Annotated in this window: 13 protein-coding genes; 11 read left to right on the top strand and 2 right to left on the bottom strand. The window is 67.9% G+C overall.

The genetic code is table 11. The annotated features are described in order from the left end of the window. The first annotated feature begins 27 nt into the window (after positions 1–27). Genes BJ980_RS02960 through BJ980_RS02945 form a run of 4 tightly spaced genes read left to right on the top strand, consistent with a single transcriptional unit; the run spans position 28 to position 4,079 of the window. Positions 28–1,032: an ABC transporter permease gene (locus tag BJ980_RS02960; RefSeq protein ID WP_179500911.1), complete on the top strand. Its 1,005-nt coding sequence runs from the start codon at positions 28–30 to the stop codon at positions 1,030–1,032. After that, the gene (locus BJ980_RS02955) at positions 1,029–1,988 is read left to right on the top strand and encodes an ABC transporter permease (RefSeq protein ID WP_343047661.1); all 960 of its coding nucleotides are present in this window, start codon (positions 1,029–1,031) and stop codon (positions 1,986–1,988) included. Before BJ980_RS02960 ends, BJ980_RS02955 begins: the two co-directional genes overlap by 4 nt. 4 nt (positions 1,989–1,992) lie before the next feature. Then, a complete protein-coding gene (locus tag BJ980_RS02950) occupies positions 1,993–3,006 on the top strand; it encodes an ABC transporter ATP-binding protein (protein WP_179500910.1) in 1,014 nt (337 codons plus the stop codon). Further along, positions 3,003–4,079 carry an ABC transporter ATP-binding protein gene (locus BJ980_RS02945; RefSeq protein WP_179500909.1) on the top strand — a complete coding sequence of 359 codons (1,077 nt, stop codon included), beginning with the start codon at positions 3,003–3,005 and terminating at the stop codon, positions 4,077–4,079. The genes BJ980_RS02950 and BJ980_RS02945 overlap by 4 nt, the downstream gene beginning before the upstream one ends. A 19-nt stretch (positions 4,080–4,098) precedes the next feature. On the opposite strand, the gene BJ980_RS02940 is transcribed toward BJ980_RS02945, so the two are convergent. Beyond that, positions 4,099–4,992: a RecB family exonuclease gene (locus BJ980_RS02940; protein ID WP_179500908.1), complete on the bottom strand. Its 894-nt coding sequence runs from the start codon at positions 4,990–4,992 to the stop codon at positions 4,099–4,101. A 143-nt stretch (positions 4,993–5,135) separates the two neighbouring features. Here BJ980_RS02940 and BJ980_RS02935 point away from each other — a divergent pair, with 143 nt between their 5' ends. The 3 genes from BJ980_RS02935 (at position 5,136) to arc (ending at position 9,078) form a co-directional block, all read left to right on the top strand. Beyond that, entirely contained in the window at positions 5,136–6,257 is a 1,122-nt protein-coding gene (locus BJ980_RS02935) for a site-2 protease family protein (RefSeq protein ID WP_179500907.1), read from the top strand. Between the two features lie 10 nt (positions 6,258–6,267). Next, positions 6,268–7,227 carry a tRNA (adenine-N1)-methyltransferase gene (locus BJ980_RS02930; RefSeq protein ID WP_179500906.1) on the top strand — a complete coding sequence of 320 codons (960 nt, stop codon included), beginning with the start codon at positions 6,268–6,270 and terminating at the stop codon, positions 7,225–7,227. A gap of 111 nt (positions 7,228–7,338) precedes the next feature. Beyond that, positions 7,339–9,078, top strand: coding sequence for a proteasome ATPase (gene arc, locus BJ980_RS02925; RefSeq protein ID WP_179500905.1), 1,740 nt, complete (start codon positions 7,339–7,341; stop codon positions 9,076–9,078). A 3-nt stretch (positions 9,079–9,081) separates the two neighbouring features. Here arc and BJ980_RS02920 read toward each other — a convergent pair whose 3' ends face one another. Further along, complete coding sequence (locus BJ980_RS02920; protein WP_179500904.1) at positions 9,082–9,714, bottom strand: class I SAM-dependent methyltransferase; 633 nt, start codon at positions 9,712–9,714, stop codon at positions 9,082–9,084. 85 nt (positions 9,715–9,799) lie between these two features. Between BJ980_RS02920 and dop the strand changes: the two genes are divergently transcribed. The 4 genes from dop to prcA are packed head-to-tail and all read left to right on the top strand — an operon-like array spanning position 9,800 to position 13,362. Next, positions 9,800–11,308, top strand: a complete 1,509-nt coding sequence (gene dop / locus BJ980_RS02915) for a depupylase/deamidase Dop (RefSeq protein ID WP_179500903.1) — start codon at positions 9,800–9,802, stop codon at positions 11,306–11,308. A gap of 37 nt (positions 11,309–11,345) precedes the next feature. Next, on the top strand, positions 11,346–11,549 hold the full coding sequence (locus BJ980_RS02910) for a ubiquitin-like protein Pup (RefSeq protein WP_179500902.1): 204 nt from the start codon (positions 11,346–11,348) through the stop codon (positions 11,547–11,549). 4 nt (positions 11,550–11,553) lie between these two features. Next, on the top strand, positions 11,554–12,396 hold the full coding sequence (gene prcB, locus BJ980_RS02905) for a proteasome subunit beta (RefSeq protein WP_179500901.1): 843 nt from the start codon (positions 11,554–11,556) through the stop codon (positions 12,394–12,396). A gap of 15 nt (positions 12,397–12,411) precedes the next feature. Next, on the top strand, positions 12,412–13,362 hold the full coding sequence (gene prcA, locus BJ980_RS02900) for a proteasome subunit alpha (RefSeq protein WP_179500900.1): 951 nt from the start codon (positions 12,412–12,414) through the stop codon (positions 13,360–13,362). Positions 13,363–13,400: the final 38 nt, after the last annotated feature.

Here is a 13,400-nt window from a genome sequence, read left to right as displayed (position 1 = left end):
ACATCCAGACAAGGATCCCACCTGCCGATGCTGCGCTTCGTGCTGCGACGACTGGCCCTCATGGTGCCGGTGCTCGTAGGCCTTTCCATCCTCCTGTTCGCCTGGGTCAGGGCCCTACCCGGTGACCCTGCCCGCTCCCTGCTCGGGGAGAAGGCCACCCCGGACTCGATTGAACGGATCAATGCGAAGTACGGCTTCGACAGGCCCCTCCTGGAGCAGTACCTCACCTATGTGAAGGCGCTGCTCCAGGGGGACCTGGGCAACTCCATACAGACCGGTGAACCCGTCCTGCAGAGCTTCCTGGACAAGTTCCCCGCCACGGTCGAGCTTGCCTCGGTCGCCCTGCTCTTCGCGATCATCGTGGGAATCCCGCTCGGCTACCTCGCCGCCAAGCACCAGGGCGGCATCATCGACACCTTCGTGGTCTCCGGGTCACTGCTCGGCGTGGTCACTCCGGTGTTCTTCCTCGCCGTGCTCCTGAAGCTGGTCTTCGCCGAGTGGCTCGGCTGGTTCCCCCCGGCCCTGCGCAGCGATGCCCGGCTGGACTCCACGCACATCACGAACTTCTACATGCTCGACGGCATCCTGACTCGGGAGTACGACGCTGCCTGGGATGCCTTCATGCACCTCGTGCTGCCGGCGATCGCCCTGGGCACCATCCCGCTGGCCATCATCGTGCGGATCACCCGGGCCTCGGTCGCCGAGGTGATGCACGAGGACTACGTGCGCACCGCCGAGGCCAAGGGCCTCTCAGCGATGACGATCTCTCGGCGTCACGTGCTCCGCAACGCACTGATGCCGGTGGTGACCACGATCGGGCTCCAGGCCGGGCTGCTCTTCTCCGGAGCAGTGCTCACCGAATCGGTCTTCTCGTTCAACGGGATCGGCCAATATCTCTTCACAGCGATCTCGAAACTCGACTTCCCAGTGCTGCAAGGGTTCATTCTCATCATCGCCATCATGTATTCCCTCATCAATCTCCTGGTCGATCTCGCCTATGGGCTGATCGACCCGAGAGTGAGGGCCCAGTGAGCATCCCGCTTCCTCCGTCCTCGGGCTCCGCGGCCGTCCAGGCTGCCGACCCGATGGGCGTCGACGACATCGCCGGCGTCGGCCTGTGGCGCGGCGCCCTGCGCCGACTGGTCCGCAACCCCACCGCGATCGTCGGCGCGGTGATCGTGTCCGGGTTCATCCTGGTGGCGATCTGCGCGCCGCTGCTGACCCCCTATCAACCCGGCACCGCGGAGTGGGCCAACCGGGTGAGCACCAACCACGTGCCCTGGCGCGACGGTGACCACTTCCTCGGCCTCGACCGCTGGGGCTCGGACCTGTGGACCCAGCTCGTCTACGGCGCCCGCCAGTCCTTGATCTATGGCGTGGTCTCCACGCTGATCGGCCTGGTCGTCGGCACCACGCTGGGCGCCCTGGCCGGCGGCTTCAGTGCCCTCGGCGGTCGCGCGGGCATCTGGGTGGACACCGTGATCATGCGGATCGTCGACATCATGCTCTCGATCCCCAGCCTGCTCCTGGCGGTGAGCATCGTCGCGGTCCTCGGGCAGAACGCCTACGCCGTCATGATCGCGATCGGCATGGCACAGGTGCCGATCTTCGCCCGGCTGCTGCGCGGCTCGATGCTCTCCCAGGGCAAGGCCGACTATGTGCTGGCGGCGAGCGCGCTCGGCCTGCGCAAGCGGAAGATCGTGATGGGCCACGTGCTGCCCAACTCGATCGGACCGACGATCGTCCAGGCCACGCTCAACCTGGCCACCGCCATCATCGAGGTGGCGGCCCTGTCCTACCTCGGACTCGGAGAGGCCGACCCGGCAGTGGCCGAATGGGGCCGGATGCTGGTCTCGGCCCAGGAGCGCTTCGACTCCGCGCCGCGACTGGCCCTGATCCCCGGCTTCGCCATTGCCATCTGCGCCCTCGGCTTCACCCTGCTCGGTGAGTCGATGCGCGAAGCTCTCGACCCTCGTGGAAGGCGGTGACGAGATGAGCAGGACACATGATGACCAGCCACTGCTCGCCGTACGCAACCTCAGCGTGACGTTCAGCAGCCGCGGCACCCGTCCGGTGCGCGCGGTGGACGAGGTCTCCTTCGAGATCCGCCCCGGCCAGCACCTCGGCCTTGTGGGCGAGTCGGGCAGCGGCAAGTCGGTGACGTCCTTGGCGATCATGGGGCTCTTGCCCGCACGCAGCTCGAAGGTCGAGGGCGAGGTTCTGTACGCCGGCCGCGACCTGTTGTCGTTGGGCTCGAAGGAGATGGCCGGGCTGCGGGGCAAGGACATCGCGATGGTCTTCCAGGACCCGATGACCTCGCTCAACCCCGTGGTCAAGATCGGTCTGCAGCTCACCGAGGTGCTCCGTCGCCACCTGGGCCTGGACAAGAAGGCCGCCACCCTCCGCGCGATCGACCTGCTCGAGATGGTCGGCATCCCGGACCCGGCACGCCGGGTGGGCGAATATCCCCACCAGCTGTCCGGGGGCATGCGGCAGCGCGTCCTGATCGCGATCGCGCTCGCGTGCGAGCCAAAGCTGCTGATCGCCGACGAGCCGACGACGGCACTCGACGTCACCATCCAGGCCCAGGTGCTCGAGGTGCTCAAGGACCTGGTCGCGGACACGAACGCTGCACTGCTGATGATCACCCACGACCTCGGGGTCGTGGCCGGGCTGTGCGACGAGGTGAACGTGATGTATTCCGGACGCATCGTCGAGTCGGCGGCGCGTCACGAGCTGTTCGCCACCCCACGCCACCCCTACACCGGGGGGCTGCTGGAGAGCATTCCCCGCCTCGACGCCGGCAAGGGCGCCCCGTTGCGACCGATCCCCGGCTCCCCGACGCAGACGCTGCCGTGGACCCAGGGGTGTGCCTTCGCGCCCCGGTGCCAGAACGCCGACGAGACCTGCCGGACCGTCCCACCCAAGCTCGAACCGACAGGGGATCGCGACTTGCGCTGCCACCACCCGCTCGAGGCCGTCCGACGTGACGAGGTGACCGCATGAGCGAGTTGACCAACGAAGCGCTGGTCAAGGTCTCCGGTCTCAAGGTGCACTATCCGATCCGCGACGGCCTGGTGCTCAACCGACAGGTCGGCGCAGTGAAGGCCGTCGATGGGGTCGACTTCGAGATCCAGCCCGGCCGGACGCTCGGCCTGGTCGGCGAGTCGGGCTGCGGCAAGTCCACGCTCGGGCGTGCCATCCTGCGGCTCGCTCCGATCACCGAGGGCGAGGTGGTGATGGACGGTGTCGACTTGGCCTCGCTCAAGGGTGAGCGTCTCAGGCGCGCCCGGCGCGACATGCAGATGGTCTTCCAGGACCCGTTGGCCAGCCTCAATCCTCGCCAGAGCGTCGAGACGATCCTCACCGAGCCGCTGCGCGCGCACGGCCTGGCCTATGACAAGTCCACCCGGGTCCGTGAGCTCCTCGACCTGGTCGGGCTGCCCGCGACCGCGGCCCGCAAGTTTCCGCACGAGTTCTCCGGTGGGCAGCGGCAGCGGATCGGGATCGCTCGTGCCGTAGCCCTCGAGCCGCGATTCGTCGTCGCCGACGAGCCGGTGTCGGCCCTGGACGTCTCCATCCAGGCACAGATCCTCAACCTGCTCGAGGAGCTCCAGGAGCGACTCGGCCTGACCTATCTCGTGATCGCGCACGACCTGGCCGTGGTGCGCCACGTCTCCGACGAGGTCGCGGTGATGTATCTCGGCGGAATCGTCGAGCAGGCGTCCTCGGACGCGCTCTATGAGTCCCCGATGCACCCGTACACCAAGGCCCTGATGTCCGCGGTCCCGGTGCCGGACCCGGTGAAGGAGGCGACCCGGGAGCGGATCATCCTCCAGGGCGACCTGCCGTCGCCGGCGCATCCACCGACCGGTTGCCGGTTCCACACGCGGTGCCCGTTCCGTCAGGAGACCAAGTGCGACACCGAGCGCCCGGAGCTCCTGGAGATCGCGCCCGGCCACCGGGTGGCGTGCCACTGGACCCGGGAGATCGCGGCAGGGACGATCACCCCGCACGAGGTGGCTCCCGAGGACGTGGAGGTCGTGCCAGCCGGATCACCTGCCGGGTCGCCCGCCTGACCGCCAGCCTGGCTTGGGGTCAGCTCGCGTCGTCGGGCCCGGCTGCCGGTGGGGTCTCGATCTGGAAGATCGGCAGCGGCGGGATCTCGCCACCGAACTCCGGGCACTTGTCCTGATAGCTGCACCAGTCGCACAGCCTGCTCTTGCGCGGTCGCCAATCGCCGGAGAGCTCGGCGTTGCGGATGGCATGCCAGACGGCCTCGACCTTGCGCTGGGTCGCCAGCAGGTCGGCCTCGTCGGGGACATAGCGCAGGACGTCGCCGCTGCCGAGATAGATCAGCTGCAGCATGGCCGGGACGACGCCGCGGGTGCGCCAGAGCACCAGCGCATAGAACTTCATCTGGAACAGGGCCTTGCCCTCGAAGAGCTCGCTGGGAGCGCGTCCGGACTTGTAGTCGACGACCCTGATCATCCCGTTGGGGGCGACGTCGAGACGATCGATGAAGCCGCGGAGCAACAGCTTGGAGTCGAGGAGCGTCTCCACATAGAGCTCGCGCTCGGCGGGCTCGAGGCGGGTGGGGTCCTCGAGCTGGAAATATTTCTCCAGCGCCTCACCCGCAGTGGCCAGCCACTTCTCGAAGTCCAGGGGAGCGACTCCCTCGGGCGGCTCGAAGAGCTGCGCGACCACTGGTTCGGCCTCGACCAGTGCCTCCCACGCCGGCGACAACATGCCCGCGGCGCGCTGCGGCGTACGTTCTGCGGCCGGCAGGTCGAAGAGGTCCTCGAGCACCTTGTGCACCAGCGTGCCCCGGATCGCGTCGGCGGAGGGCTCCTCGGGGAACCTGTCGATGGTGCGGTAGCGGTAGAGCAGCGGGCAGGTCATGAAGTCACCGGCCCGGCTGGGAGACAGCGCGCCCAGCACCTCGACACCGTCGACCGGGGTCGAATGGCGTTCGGCGGGGGATTGGCTCATCGGTTCTCCAAGCAGTGCTGCCCCGGTCCGGGGATCGTGATGAACCCTAGGTCACGGCACTGACATCGACCTCAGCGTGCGCAGGCGTCCGATAACCTCAGCATGTGCCAGTAGACGATCAATTGCAGTCCGACCGGACGCCCATGCGTCCACGCCCGCCGGGCACGATCAAGGTCGGCTCGATCGTCGGGGTCGACGTCCTGGTCACCTCGTCCTGGTTCCTGATCGCGGGCCTGATCGCGGTCGTCCTCGCTCCGCGCGTGGACGCCGTGCAGCCGGGCCTGGGAGCCTGGAAGTACGTCGCCGGTCTGGCGTTCGCTGTCGTGCTCTACCTCTCGGTCCTGCTGCACGAGGCCTCGCACGCCATCGTCGCGCGGCACTACGGCTATCCCGTCTCCTCGATCACCCTGCACTTCCTCGGCGGCGCCACCATGATCGAGGGCGAGGCGCGCCGACCCAAGCACGAGTTCTGGATCGCCGTGGTCGGCCCGATCACCTCGATCGCGGTCGGGCTGCTCGCCATCCCGCTCTGGTTCGTCACCCCCGACGGAGTGCTCAGGCTCTGCGTCGAGGGCCTGGCAGGGGCCAACCTCCTGGTGGGAGTCCTCAACCTCGTCCCGGGCCTGCCGCTCGACGGTGGCCGGGTGCTGAAGTCGGCCGTCTGGGGGATCAGCGGTAACGCGCACCGCGGCACCATCGCGGCCGGATGGGGCGGCCGGATCACCGCAGTGCTCGCCCTGGCCTGGCCGCTGTTCATGCAGCACGTCCTCGGGGTCACCCCGAGCCTGTTCGACTATCTGCTGGCGTTCATCATCGCCGTCTTCCTCTACTCCGGGGCCACGGCCTCGATGCAGGGCGCCAAGCTGCGCCGCCGACTGCCCGGGATCGTCGCCCGGAAGCTGGCCCGCAAGACGCTCGCCGTGCCCGAGGAGATGCCGGTGGCCGAGGCCGTACGTCGTGCCCAGGAGTCCGGGTCCGGCGGCATCGTCACGCTGGACCGTTCCGGTGACCCGATCGGCATCGTCAACGAGGCCGCGCTCCTGGCCGTGCCCGAGGAACGCCGTCCGTGGGTCGCCGTCTCGACCATCGCGCGCAGCCTCGAGGCCGGGCTCACCCTGCCCGTGGGACTCGCCGGCGAGGACCTGATCCGCGCGATCACCCGGCTGCCTGCCCACGAATACCTCCTGCTCGAGGAAGACGGCAGCATCTATGGGGTGCTGGCAACAGCCGACGTCGATCGCGCATTCACCGAGCGCCACCAGTAAGGTGCCGCTCATGTCCGACCAGCAACAGCTCCCCGACGTCCCCACCGAGGCCTGGGCAGGCGTGCACCGTGGCCCCCTGCGGGTGGGTGAGTGGGTTCGGCTGACCGACCAGAAGGGACGCCGCCACAACTTCGAGCTGACGCCGGGCAAGCGATTCTTCAGCAACCGTGGTCACATCGAGCACGATGAGCTGATCGGGCGCGAGGAGGGCTTCACCGTCGTCTCCTCCGCGGGCGGCGAATATCTCGTCTTCCGTCCGTTGCTCTCCGAGTTCGTCGTGTCGATGCCGCGCGGCGCGGCCGTGGTCTATCCCAAGGACGCCGCCCAGATCGTGGCGATGGGTGACATCTTCCCCGGCGCTCGCGTGGTCGAGGCCGGGGTCGGCTCGGGCGCCCTGACCTGCTCGCTGCTGCGTGCGGTCGGCCCCTTCGGCAAGGTGATCTCGTGGGAGCGCCGCGAGGAGTTCGCCGACGTCGCCCGCCGCAACGTGAACCAGTTCTTCCACGCGCCCGAGGGCGAGACCCACCCGGCCTGGGACCTGCGCCTGGGCGACCTGCAGGAGGCGCTGCCAGCCTCCGGCGAGCGGGTGGACCGGATCATCCTCGACATGCTCGCCCCTTGGGAGTGCATCGACGCGGTCGCCGACGCCCTCGTCCCCGGCGGCATCGTGGTGGCCTATGTCGCGACCACCACCCAGCTGTCGCGCTACGTCGAGACCCTGCGCGTCCACGGCGGGTTCACCGAGCCCCAGCCCTGGGAGTCGCTCGTGCGCGACTGGCACGTCGAGGGCCTCGCGGTCCGCCCCGGTCACAAGATGATCGGCCACACCGCGTTCCTGGTCACCGCCCGCAGGATGGCTCCCGGTGAGACCGCCCCGCGCAAGAAGCGTCGCCCGGCACCGGGTGCATATGGCCCCGACTACTTGGGGCCCCGGCCGGACGGCGTGTACGTCGAGCCGGTGGAGGACTGACCCACTCGTCGTCACGACACCGGCAAATCCTTGCCGACACCTGCGTCGAACCACTTCCGTTCCTTTTCTGAATGGGTAAGGTCACAAGCACGACGCAGGAGGTGGATGCACATGACGGCATCAGAAGACTCACGCAGTCCCGAGGAGCTCACCGCCCAGGTGAGGTTCCTGGAGGCAGAGGTCACTGACCTGCGCAGGAGGCTGGCCGACGGACCAGCCCAGTCGCGGCTCCTCGACCAGCGACTGGCCGACACCCAGCGTTCGCTGGCTGCGGTCACCTCGCAGAACGAGCGGCTCGCCCAGACCCTGCGCGAGGCACGCGACCAGATCCTGACCCTCAAGGACGAGGTCGACCGCCTGGCCCAGCCGCCGGCCGGATTCGGCACCTTCCTCTCGCGCAACGACGACGACACGGTCGACGTGTTCACCGGCGGTCGCAAGCTGCGGGTGACGGTCAGCCCCAACGTCGAGATCGACGAGCTCCAGCGTGGCCAGGAGGTCATGCTCAACGAGGCGCTCAACGTCGTGGCCGCGATGGCGTTCGAGAAGATCGGCGAGGTCGTGATGCTCAAGGAGATCCTCGCCGACGGCGACCGGGTCCTGGTCATCGCGAATGCCGACGAGGAACGGGTCGTGCGACTGGCCGAGCCGTTGCGCGGCGAGAAGCTGCGCGCGGGGGACTCGCTGCTGCTCGACTCCCGGTCCGGCTATGCCTATGAGAAGGTCCCGAAGTCCGAGGTCGAGGAGCTCGTCCTCGAAGAGGTCCCGGACATCGACTACTCCGCGATCGGCGGACTGATCGGCCAGATCGACCAGATCCGCGACGCCGTCGAGCTGCCCTATCTCCACCCCGAGCTGTTCAAGGAGCACCAGCTCAAGCCGCCCAAGGGTGTGCTGCTCTACGGGCCTCCCGGATGCGGCAAGACGTTGATCGCCAAGGCCGTGGCCAACTCGCTGGCCAAGAAGGTCGCCGCGAAGACCGGGCAGGAGGGGAAGTCCTACTTCCTCAACATCAAGGGCCCCGAGCTGCTCAACAAATATGTCGGCGAGACCGAGCGGCACATCCGGCTGGTCTTCCAGCGGGCCCGCGAGAAGGCCTCCGAGGGCACCCCCGTCATCGTCTTCTTCGACGAGATGGACTCGCTGTTCCGCACCCGTGGTTCCGGAGTGTCCTCCGACGTGGAGAACACGATCGTCCCGCAGCTGCTCAGCGAGATCGACGGCGTCGAGCTGCTCGAGAACGTGCTCGTCATCGGGGCCTCCAACCGTGAGGACATGATCGATCCGGCCATCCTGCGTCCCGGTCGGCTAGATGTGAAGATCAAGATCGAGCGTCCCGACGCCGAGTCGGCCCGCGACATCTTCAGCAAGTACCTCACCCCCGACCTGCCGCTGCACGCCGACGACCTGGCCGAGTTCGGTGGTCACCCCGAGGCGTGCGTGGACGGGATGATCCGCGCGACCGTGGAGCGGATGTACACCGAGACCGAGGAGAACCGCTTCCTCGAGGTCACCTATGCCAACGGCGACAAGGAAGTCCTCTACTTCAAGGACTTCAACTCCGGCGCGATGATCCAGAACATCGTCGACCGGGCCAAGAAGATGGCGATCAAGGACCTCCTCGACCACAACCAGCGCGGGCTCAGGGTCCAGCACATGCTCCAGGCGTGTGTCGACGAGTTCAAGGAGAACGAGGACCTGCCCAACACCACCAACCCCGACGACTGGGCGCGCATCTCCGGCAAGAAGGGTGAGCGGATCGTCTTCATCCGCACCCTGATCACCGGCAAGCAGGGCACCGAGCCCGGACGGTCGATCGACACGGTGGCGAACACGGGTCAATATCTCTGACCCTCAGCGGGCGCTCGGGCGCTCCGCTGCGCCGAGGAACCCGTAGGACCACGCCCGCGTGGGCGCGGGGCCGGGCTGCAGATATCGCGCTTCGAGCGTGACGATGTCGAGTCCGGCTGCCTCGACGAGACGCGGCACGTCCTTGGTCAGCTGGCACCCGCCACAGGCAAGCCCCTGTATGCCGTTCAGGCGGCGCTGCCATCTCGCCACCCCGTCATCGGGGGAGAGGCCGTGCTCGAGGAAGTGCAGGCGTCCGCCAGGTCGGAGCAGACGGACGATCTCGGCGAGTGCCCGCTCGGCATCCGGCACCGTGCAGAGGGTGAACGTGACCAGGGCCGAGTCATAGGTCTGGGATGAGGCGATCGATTGACCGTCCAGGCCGACCCGACTCACCGGAACGGCCGAGGCAGTACGACGTACCTCCGAGCGCGACCAGCCGAGCTCGGATGGCTCGACCGCCTCGAGTCCGGTGACCGCGGCGGGCAGGTGGGGAAGGTTGAGCCCGGAGCCGAATCCGATCTCGAGCACCCGCCCGGACAGGCCAGCACAGGCTCGCGCCCGGAGGTCGGAGATCTTCTGCGAGGACAAGGCGACGTCGGTGAGTCGCGGAACGACACGGTCAGTCCAGTAGCCCATGCCCGCCACGGTAGTGGCCTGAGTGGATGTACGTCGCCCGGCGCGGACCCTGAGCGCTGTCGCCGATGACGAGTAGGCTCGAAGCATGAGCGTGAGAAGGGTGATGGGCACCGAGGTCGAATACGGCATCTCCGTGTCCGGACAGCCGAACGCCAACCCGATGGTGGCCAGTTCCCAGGTGGTGAACGCCTATGCCACCACCACGGTGAAGGCACGGCGGGCCCGGTGGGACTTCGAGGAGGAGTCGCCACTGCGCGACGCCCGCGGGTTCGACATGGCGCGACAGATCGCCGACCCGACCCAGCTGACCGACGAGGACCTCGGGCTGGCCAACATCATCCTCACCAACGGTGCCCGGCTCTACGTGGACCACGCCCACCCCGAATATGCGACGCCCGAGTGCACGACGCCCCTGGACATCGTGCGATGGGACAAGGCGGGGGAGCAGGTCATGCTCGATGCCGCAGCGCGTGCCTCCAGCGTCCCCGGCGCCGCGCCGATCCTGCTCTACAAGAACAACACCGACAACAAGGGCGTCTCCTACGGCGCCCACGAGAACTACCTGATGCGGCGCTCGACCCCGTTCGCCGACATCGTGCGCCACCTGATCCCGTTCTTCGTCTCCCGCCAGGTGGTCACCGGTGCCGGCCGCATCGGCATCGGGCAGGACGGTCGCGAGCACGGCTTCCAGATCAGCCAGCGTGCAGACTTCTTCGAGGTCGAGGTCGGGTTGGAGACCACCCTCAAGCGCCCGATCATCAACACCCGCGACGAACCGCACGCCAACCCGGACCTCTATCGCCGGTTGCACGTGATCATCGGTGACGCCAACCTCTCCGAGGTCTCCACCTACCTCAAGATCGGCTCGACCGCCCTCGTCCTGTCGATGATCGAAGCGGGTTACCTCACCCGCCCACTCACGGTGGAGGGCTCGGTCGCCGCCCTGCGCGCGGTCTCCCACGACCCGACCTGCAAGGAGCTGATCACGCTCCACGACGGTCGCAAGCTCACCGGGGTCCAGCTCCAGATGGAATACCTCGACCTGGCCCGCAAGTTCGTCGACGAGCGGCTCGGGTCCGATGCGGACTCCCAGACCGTCGATGTGCTGGAGCGGTGGGAGTCGGTGCTGACCCGGCTCGAGCGCGACCCGATGGAGTGTGCGCGTGAGCTCGACTGGGTCGCAAAGCTCAAGCTTCTCAACCACTACCGCGACCGCGACGGGATGGGTTGGGACGACGCCAAGCTGCACCTGATCGACCTGCAATATGCCGACATCCGCCCGGAGAAGGGGCTCTACCACCGGCTGGTCCGGATGGGAAAGATCGAGACCCTTCTCGACCCGCAGGGCACCGAGGACGCCATGCACGACCCGCCCGAGGACACCCGCGCCTATTTCCGGGGACGCTGCCTGGAGAAGTACGCCGACTCGGTCGCCGCTGCGTCCTGGGACTCGGTGATCTTCGACCTCCCGGGCCGCGAATCGTTGCAGCGTGTGCCCACCGTGGACCCGCTGCGAGGGACCAAGGCACACGTCGGTCAGCTCATCGACCGATGCGACACGGCACAACAACTCTTCAGTGCATTGACGCACTGACGCGTTTTTCATCCGTCGAGTGGATAGGGTCGAAGACATGGCACAGGAGCAGAAGCAGCCGAAGAAGTCGACCGAGGACGCCCCGGTCGAACAAGAGACCGTTGCCCCCGAGTCGGCAGTCGCCGAGCGCAAGGAGCAGCTCGACGAGGACATCGACGCGATCCTCGACGAGATCGATGACGTGCTCGAGACCAACGCCGAGGACTTCGTGAAGTCCTTCATCCAGAAGGGTGGCGAGTGATCCCTTGAGCGCGACGGACCACGGCCCCCGCCTGCCCTCTTCGTTCCTCACCCCCGGCACGTCGTCGTTCAGTGAGTTCATCACCGGACACGCGCCCGACCTGCTGCCGTCGAGTCGAGCCATGCCGCAAGGCAACGCGGGCGACCTCGCCCCGCACGGCACCACGATCGTTGCCGCCACCTTCCCCGGTGGTGTGGTGATGGCCGGTGACCGCCGGGCGACGATGGGCAACATCATCGCCCAGCGCGACATCCAGAAGGTCTTCCCTGCGGATGAGTACAGCTGCGTGGGGATCGCCGGTGCGGCCGGTCTTGCGGTCGAGATGGTGCGACTGTTCGCCACCGAGCTCGAGCACTACGAGAAGATCGAGGGCACCACGCTCTCGATGGACGGCAAGGCCAACCGCCTGGCCGCGCTCATCCGGGCCAACCTGGGCATGGCCATGCAGGGGTTGTCGGTGGTGCCGCTGTTCGCCGGCTTCGACCTGTCCACCGACCAGGGCCGGATCTTCTCCTACGACGTCACCGGTGGACGCTACGAGGAGACCGCGTTCCACTCGGTCGGCTCGGGTTCGCTCTTCGCTCGCGGTGCCCTGAAGAAGCTCTACCGTGAGGACCTCACCGCCGAGGAGTGCGTGACCGCCCTGGTCCAGGCGCTCTACGACGCCGCGGACGACGACTCCGCGACCGGCGGTCCGGACACCGCCCGCCGGATCTTCCCGATCGTGCAGGTGATCACCGCCGATGGCGGCCACCGGATGCCCGACGACGAGGTCGCCGCGATCGCCGACCGGGTGATCGCTGCCCGCCACCAGCGCCCCGACGGCCCTGCCGCGCCCCTGATCTGAGACGAGGACAACCCGATGAGCATGCCCTACTACGTCTCGCCCGAGCAGCTGATGAAGGACCGCGCGGACTTTGCCCGCAAGGGCATCGCCCGTGGCCGCTCCGTGGTCACCGTGCAGTTCGCCGACGGCGTCCTGTTCGTCTCGGAGAACCCCTCGCAGGCCCTGCACAAGGTGTCCGAGATCTACGACCGGATCGCCTTCGCCGCGGTCGGTCGCTACAACGAGTTCGAGAATCTCCGGATCGCCGGCGTCCGCCTGGCCGACATGCGTGGCTATGCCTATGACCGTCGTGATGTGACCGGACGCGGACTGGCCAACGCCTATGCCCAGACCTTGGGCACCATCTTCTCCAGTGGTGGGGAGAAGCCCTACGAGGTCGAGCTCTTCGTCGCCGAGATCGGCGACCGCGCCGAGGACGACCAGATCTATCGCCTCACCTACGACGGCCAGGTTGCCGACGAGCACCGATACGCCGTGATGGGCGGCGCCGCCGACGTCGTGGCCGCCCACCTCAAGGACCACTACGTCGAGGGCGCGAGCCTTGCCGACGCAATCGCGCTGGCGGTCTCCGCGCTGGGCCACTCGGAGTCCGGGGACCGGGTCATCCCGGCCGAGGACCTCGAGGTCGCAGTCCTGGACCGCACCCGCGTGCAGCCACGCAAGTTCCGCCGCATCCGCGGCCAGGCACTGCTGGACCTGCTCGGTGATCGCGGACCGGAGACGCCCTCGGCGCCGACGGACGACGACTCGACGCCTGGTGCGGCGCCGACGGTTCCCGGTGCGAGCGACGACCCGCGCGATCCGACCGACACGGTCAGTGGCAGCACACCGCCGTTGGAGGATCCGGTCACCGGTGAGTCGACGACCGGGCAGGCCACTCCCGTCGAGCGACCGGCACCCGGACCGACGCCTGGGCCGGCCTCTGGGCCGGCACAGCCCGGCGGAGAGCCGCCGATCGCGCCCTGAGCCGACGGCTCGGCACAAGAGGTGCTCAACGTCCCACT

This window comes from Nocardioides daedukensis, from assembly GCF_013408415.1.
In the GTDB taxonomy this organism is placed as follows: Bacteria; Actinomycetota; Actinomycetes; order Propionibacteriales; family Nocardioidaceae; genus Nocardioides; species Nocardioides daedukensis.
The sequence above is the reverse complement of the archived record's forward strand: the minus strand, read 5'-3'. Positions and strand labels throughout refer to the sequence as shown.

What these genes read in the sequence shown, in the direction of transcription:
- BJ980_RS02920 (WP_179500904.1), bottom strand. Translation starts at nt 9,714, where the DNA reads ATGGGCTACTGGACTGACCGTGTCGTTCCGCGACTCACCGACGTCGCC.
- BJ980_RS02930 (WP_179500906.1), top strand. Translation starts at nt 6,268, where the DNA reads ATGTCCGACCAGCAACAGCTCCCCGACGTCCCCACCGAGGCCTGGGCA.
- BJ980_RS02940 (WP_179500908.1), bottom strand. Translation starts at nt 4,992, where the DNA reads ATGAGCCAATCCCCCGCCGAACGCCATTCGACCCCGGTCGACGGTGTC.
- BJ980_RS02935 (WP_179500907.1), top strand. Translation starts at nt 5,136, where the DNA reads ATGCGTCCACGCCCGCCGGGCACGATCAAGGTCGGCTCGATCGTCGGG.
- BJ980_RS02910 (WP_179500902.1), top strand. Translation starts at nt 11,346, where the DNA reads ATGGCACAGGAGCAGAAGCAGCCGAAGAAGTCGACCGAGGACGCCCCG.
- BJ980_RS02945 (WP_179500909.1), top strand. Translation starts at nt 3,003, where the DNA reads ATGAGCGAGTTGACCAACGAAGCGCTGGTCAAGGTCTCCGGTCTCAAG.
- arc (WP_179500905.1), top strand. Translation starts at nt 7,339, where the DNA reads ATGACGGCATCAGAAGACTCACGCAGTCCCGAGGAGCTCACCGCCCAG.
- BJ980_RS02960 (WP_179500911.1), top strand. Translation starts at nt 28, where the DNA reads ATGCTGCGCTTCGTGCTGCGACGACTGGCCCTCATGGTGCCGGTGCTC.
- prcA (WP_179500900.1), top strand. Translation starts at nt 12,412, where the DNA reads ATGAGCATGCCCTACTACGTCTCGCCCGAGCAGCTGATGAAGGACCGC.
- dop (WP_179500903.1), top strand. Translation starts at nt 9,800, where the DNA reads ATGAGCGTGAGAAGGGTGATGGGCACCGAGGTCGAATACGGCATCTCC.
- BJ980_RS02950 (WP_179500910.1), top strand. Translation starts at nt 1,993, where the DNA reads ATGAGCAGGACACATGATGACCAGCCACTGCTCGCCGTACGCAACCTC.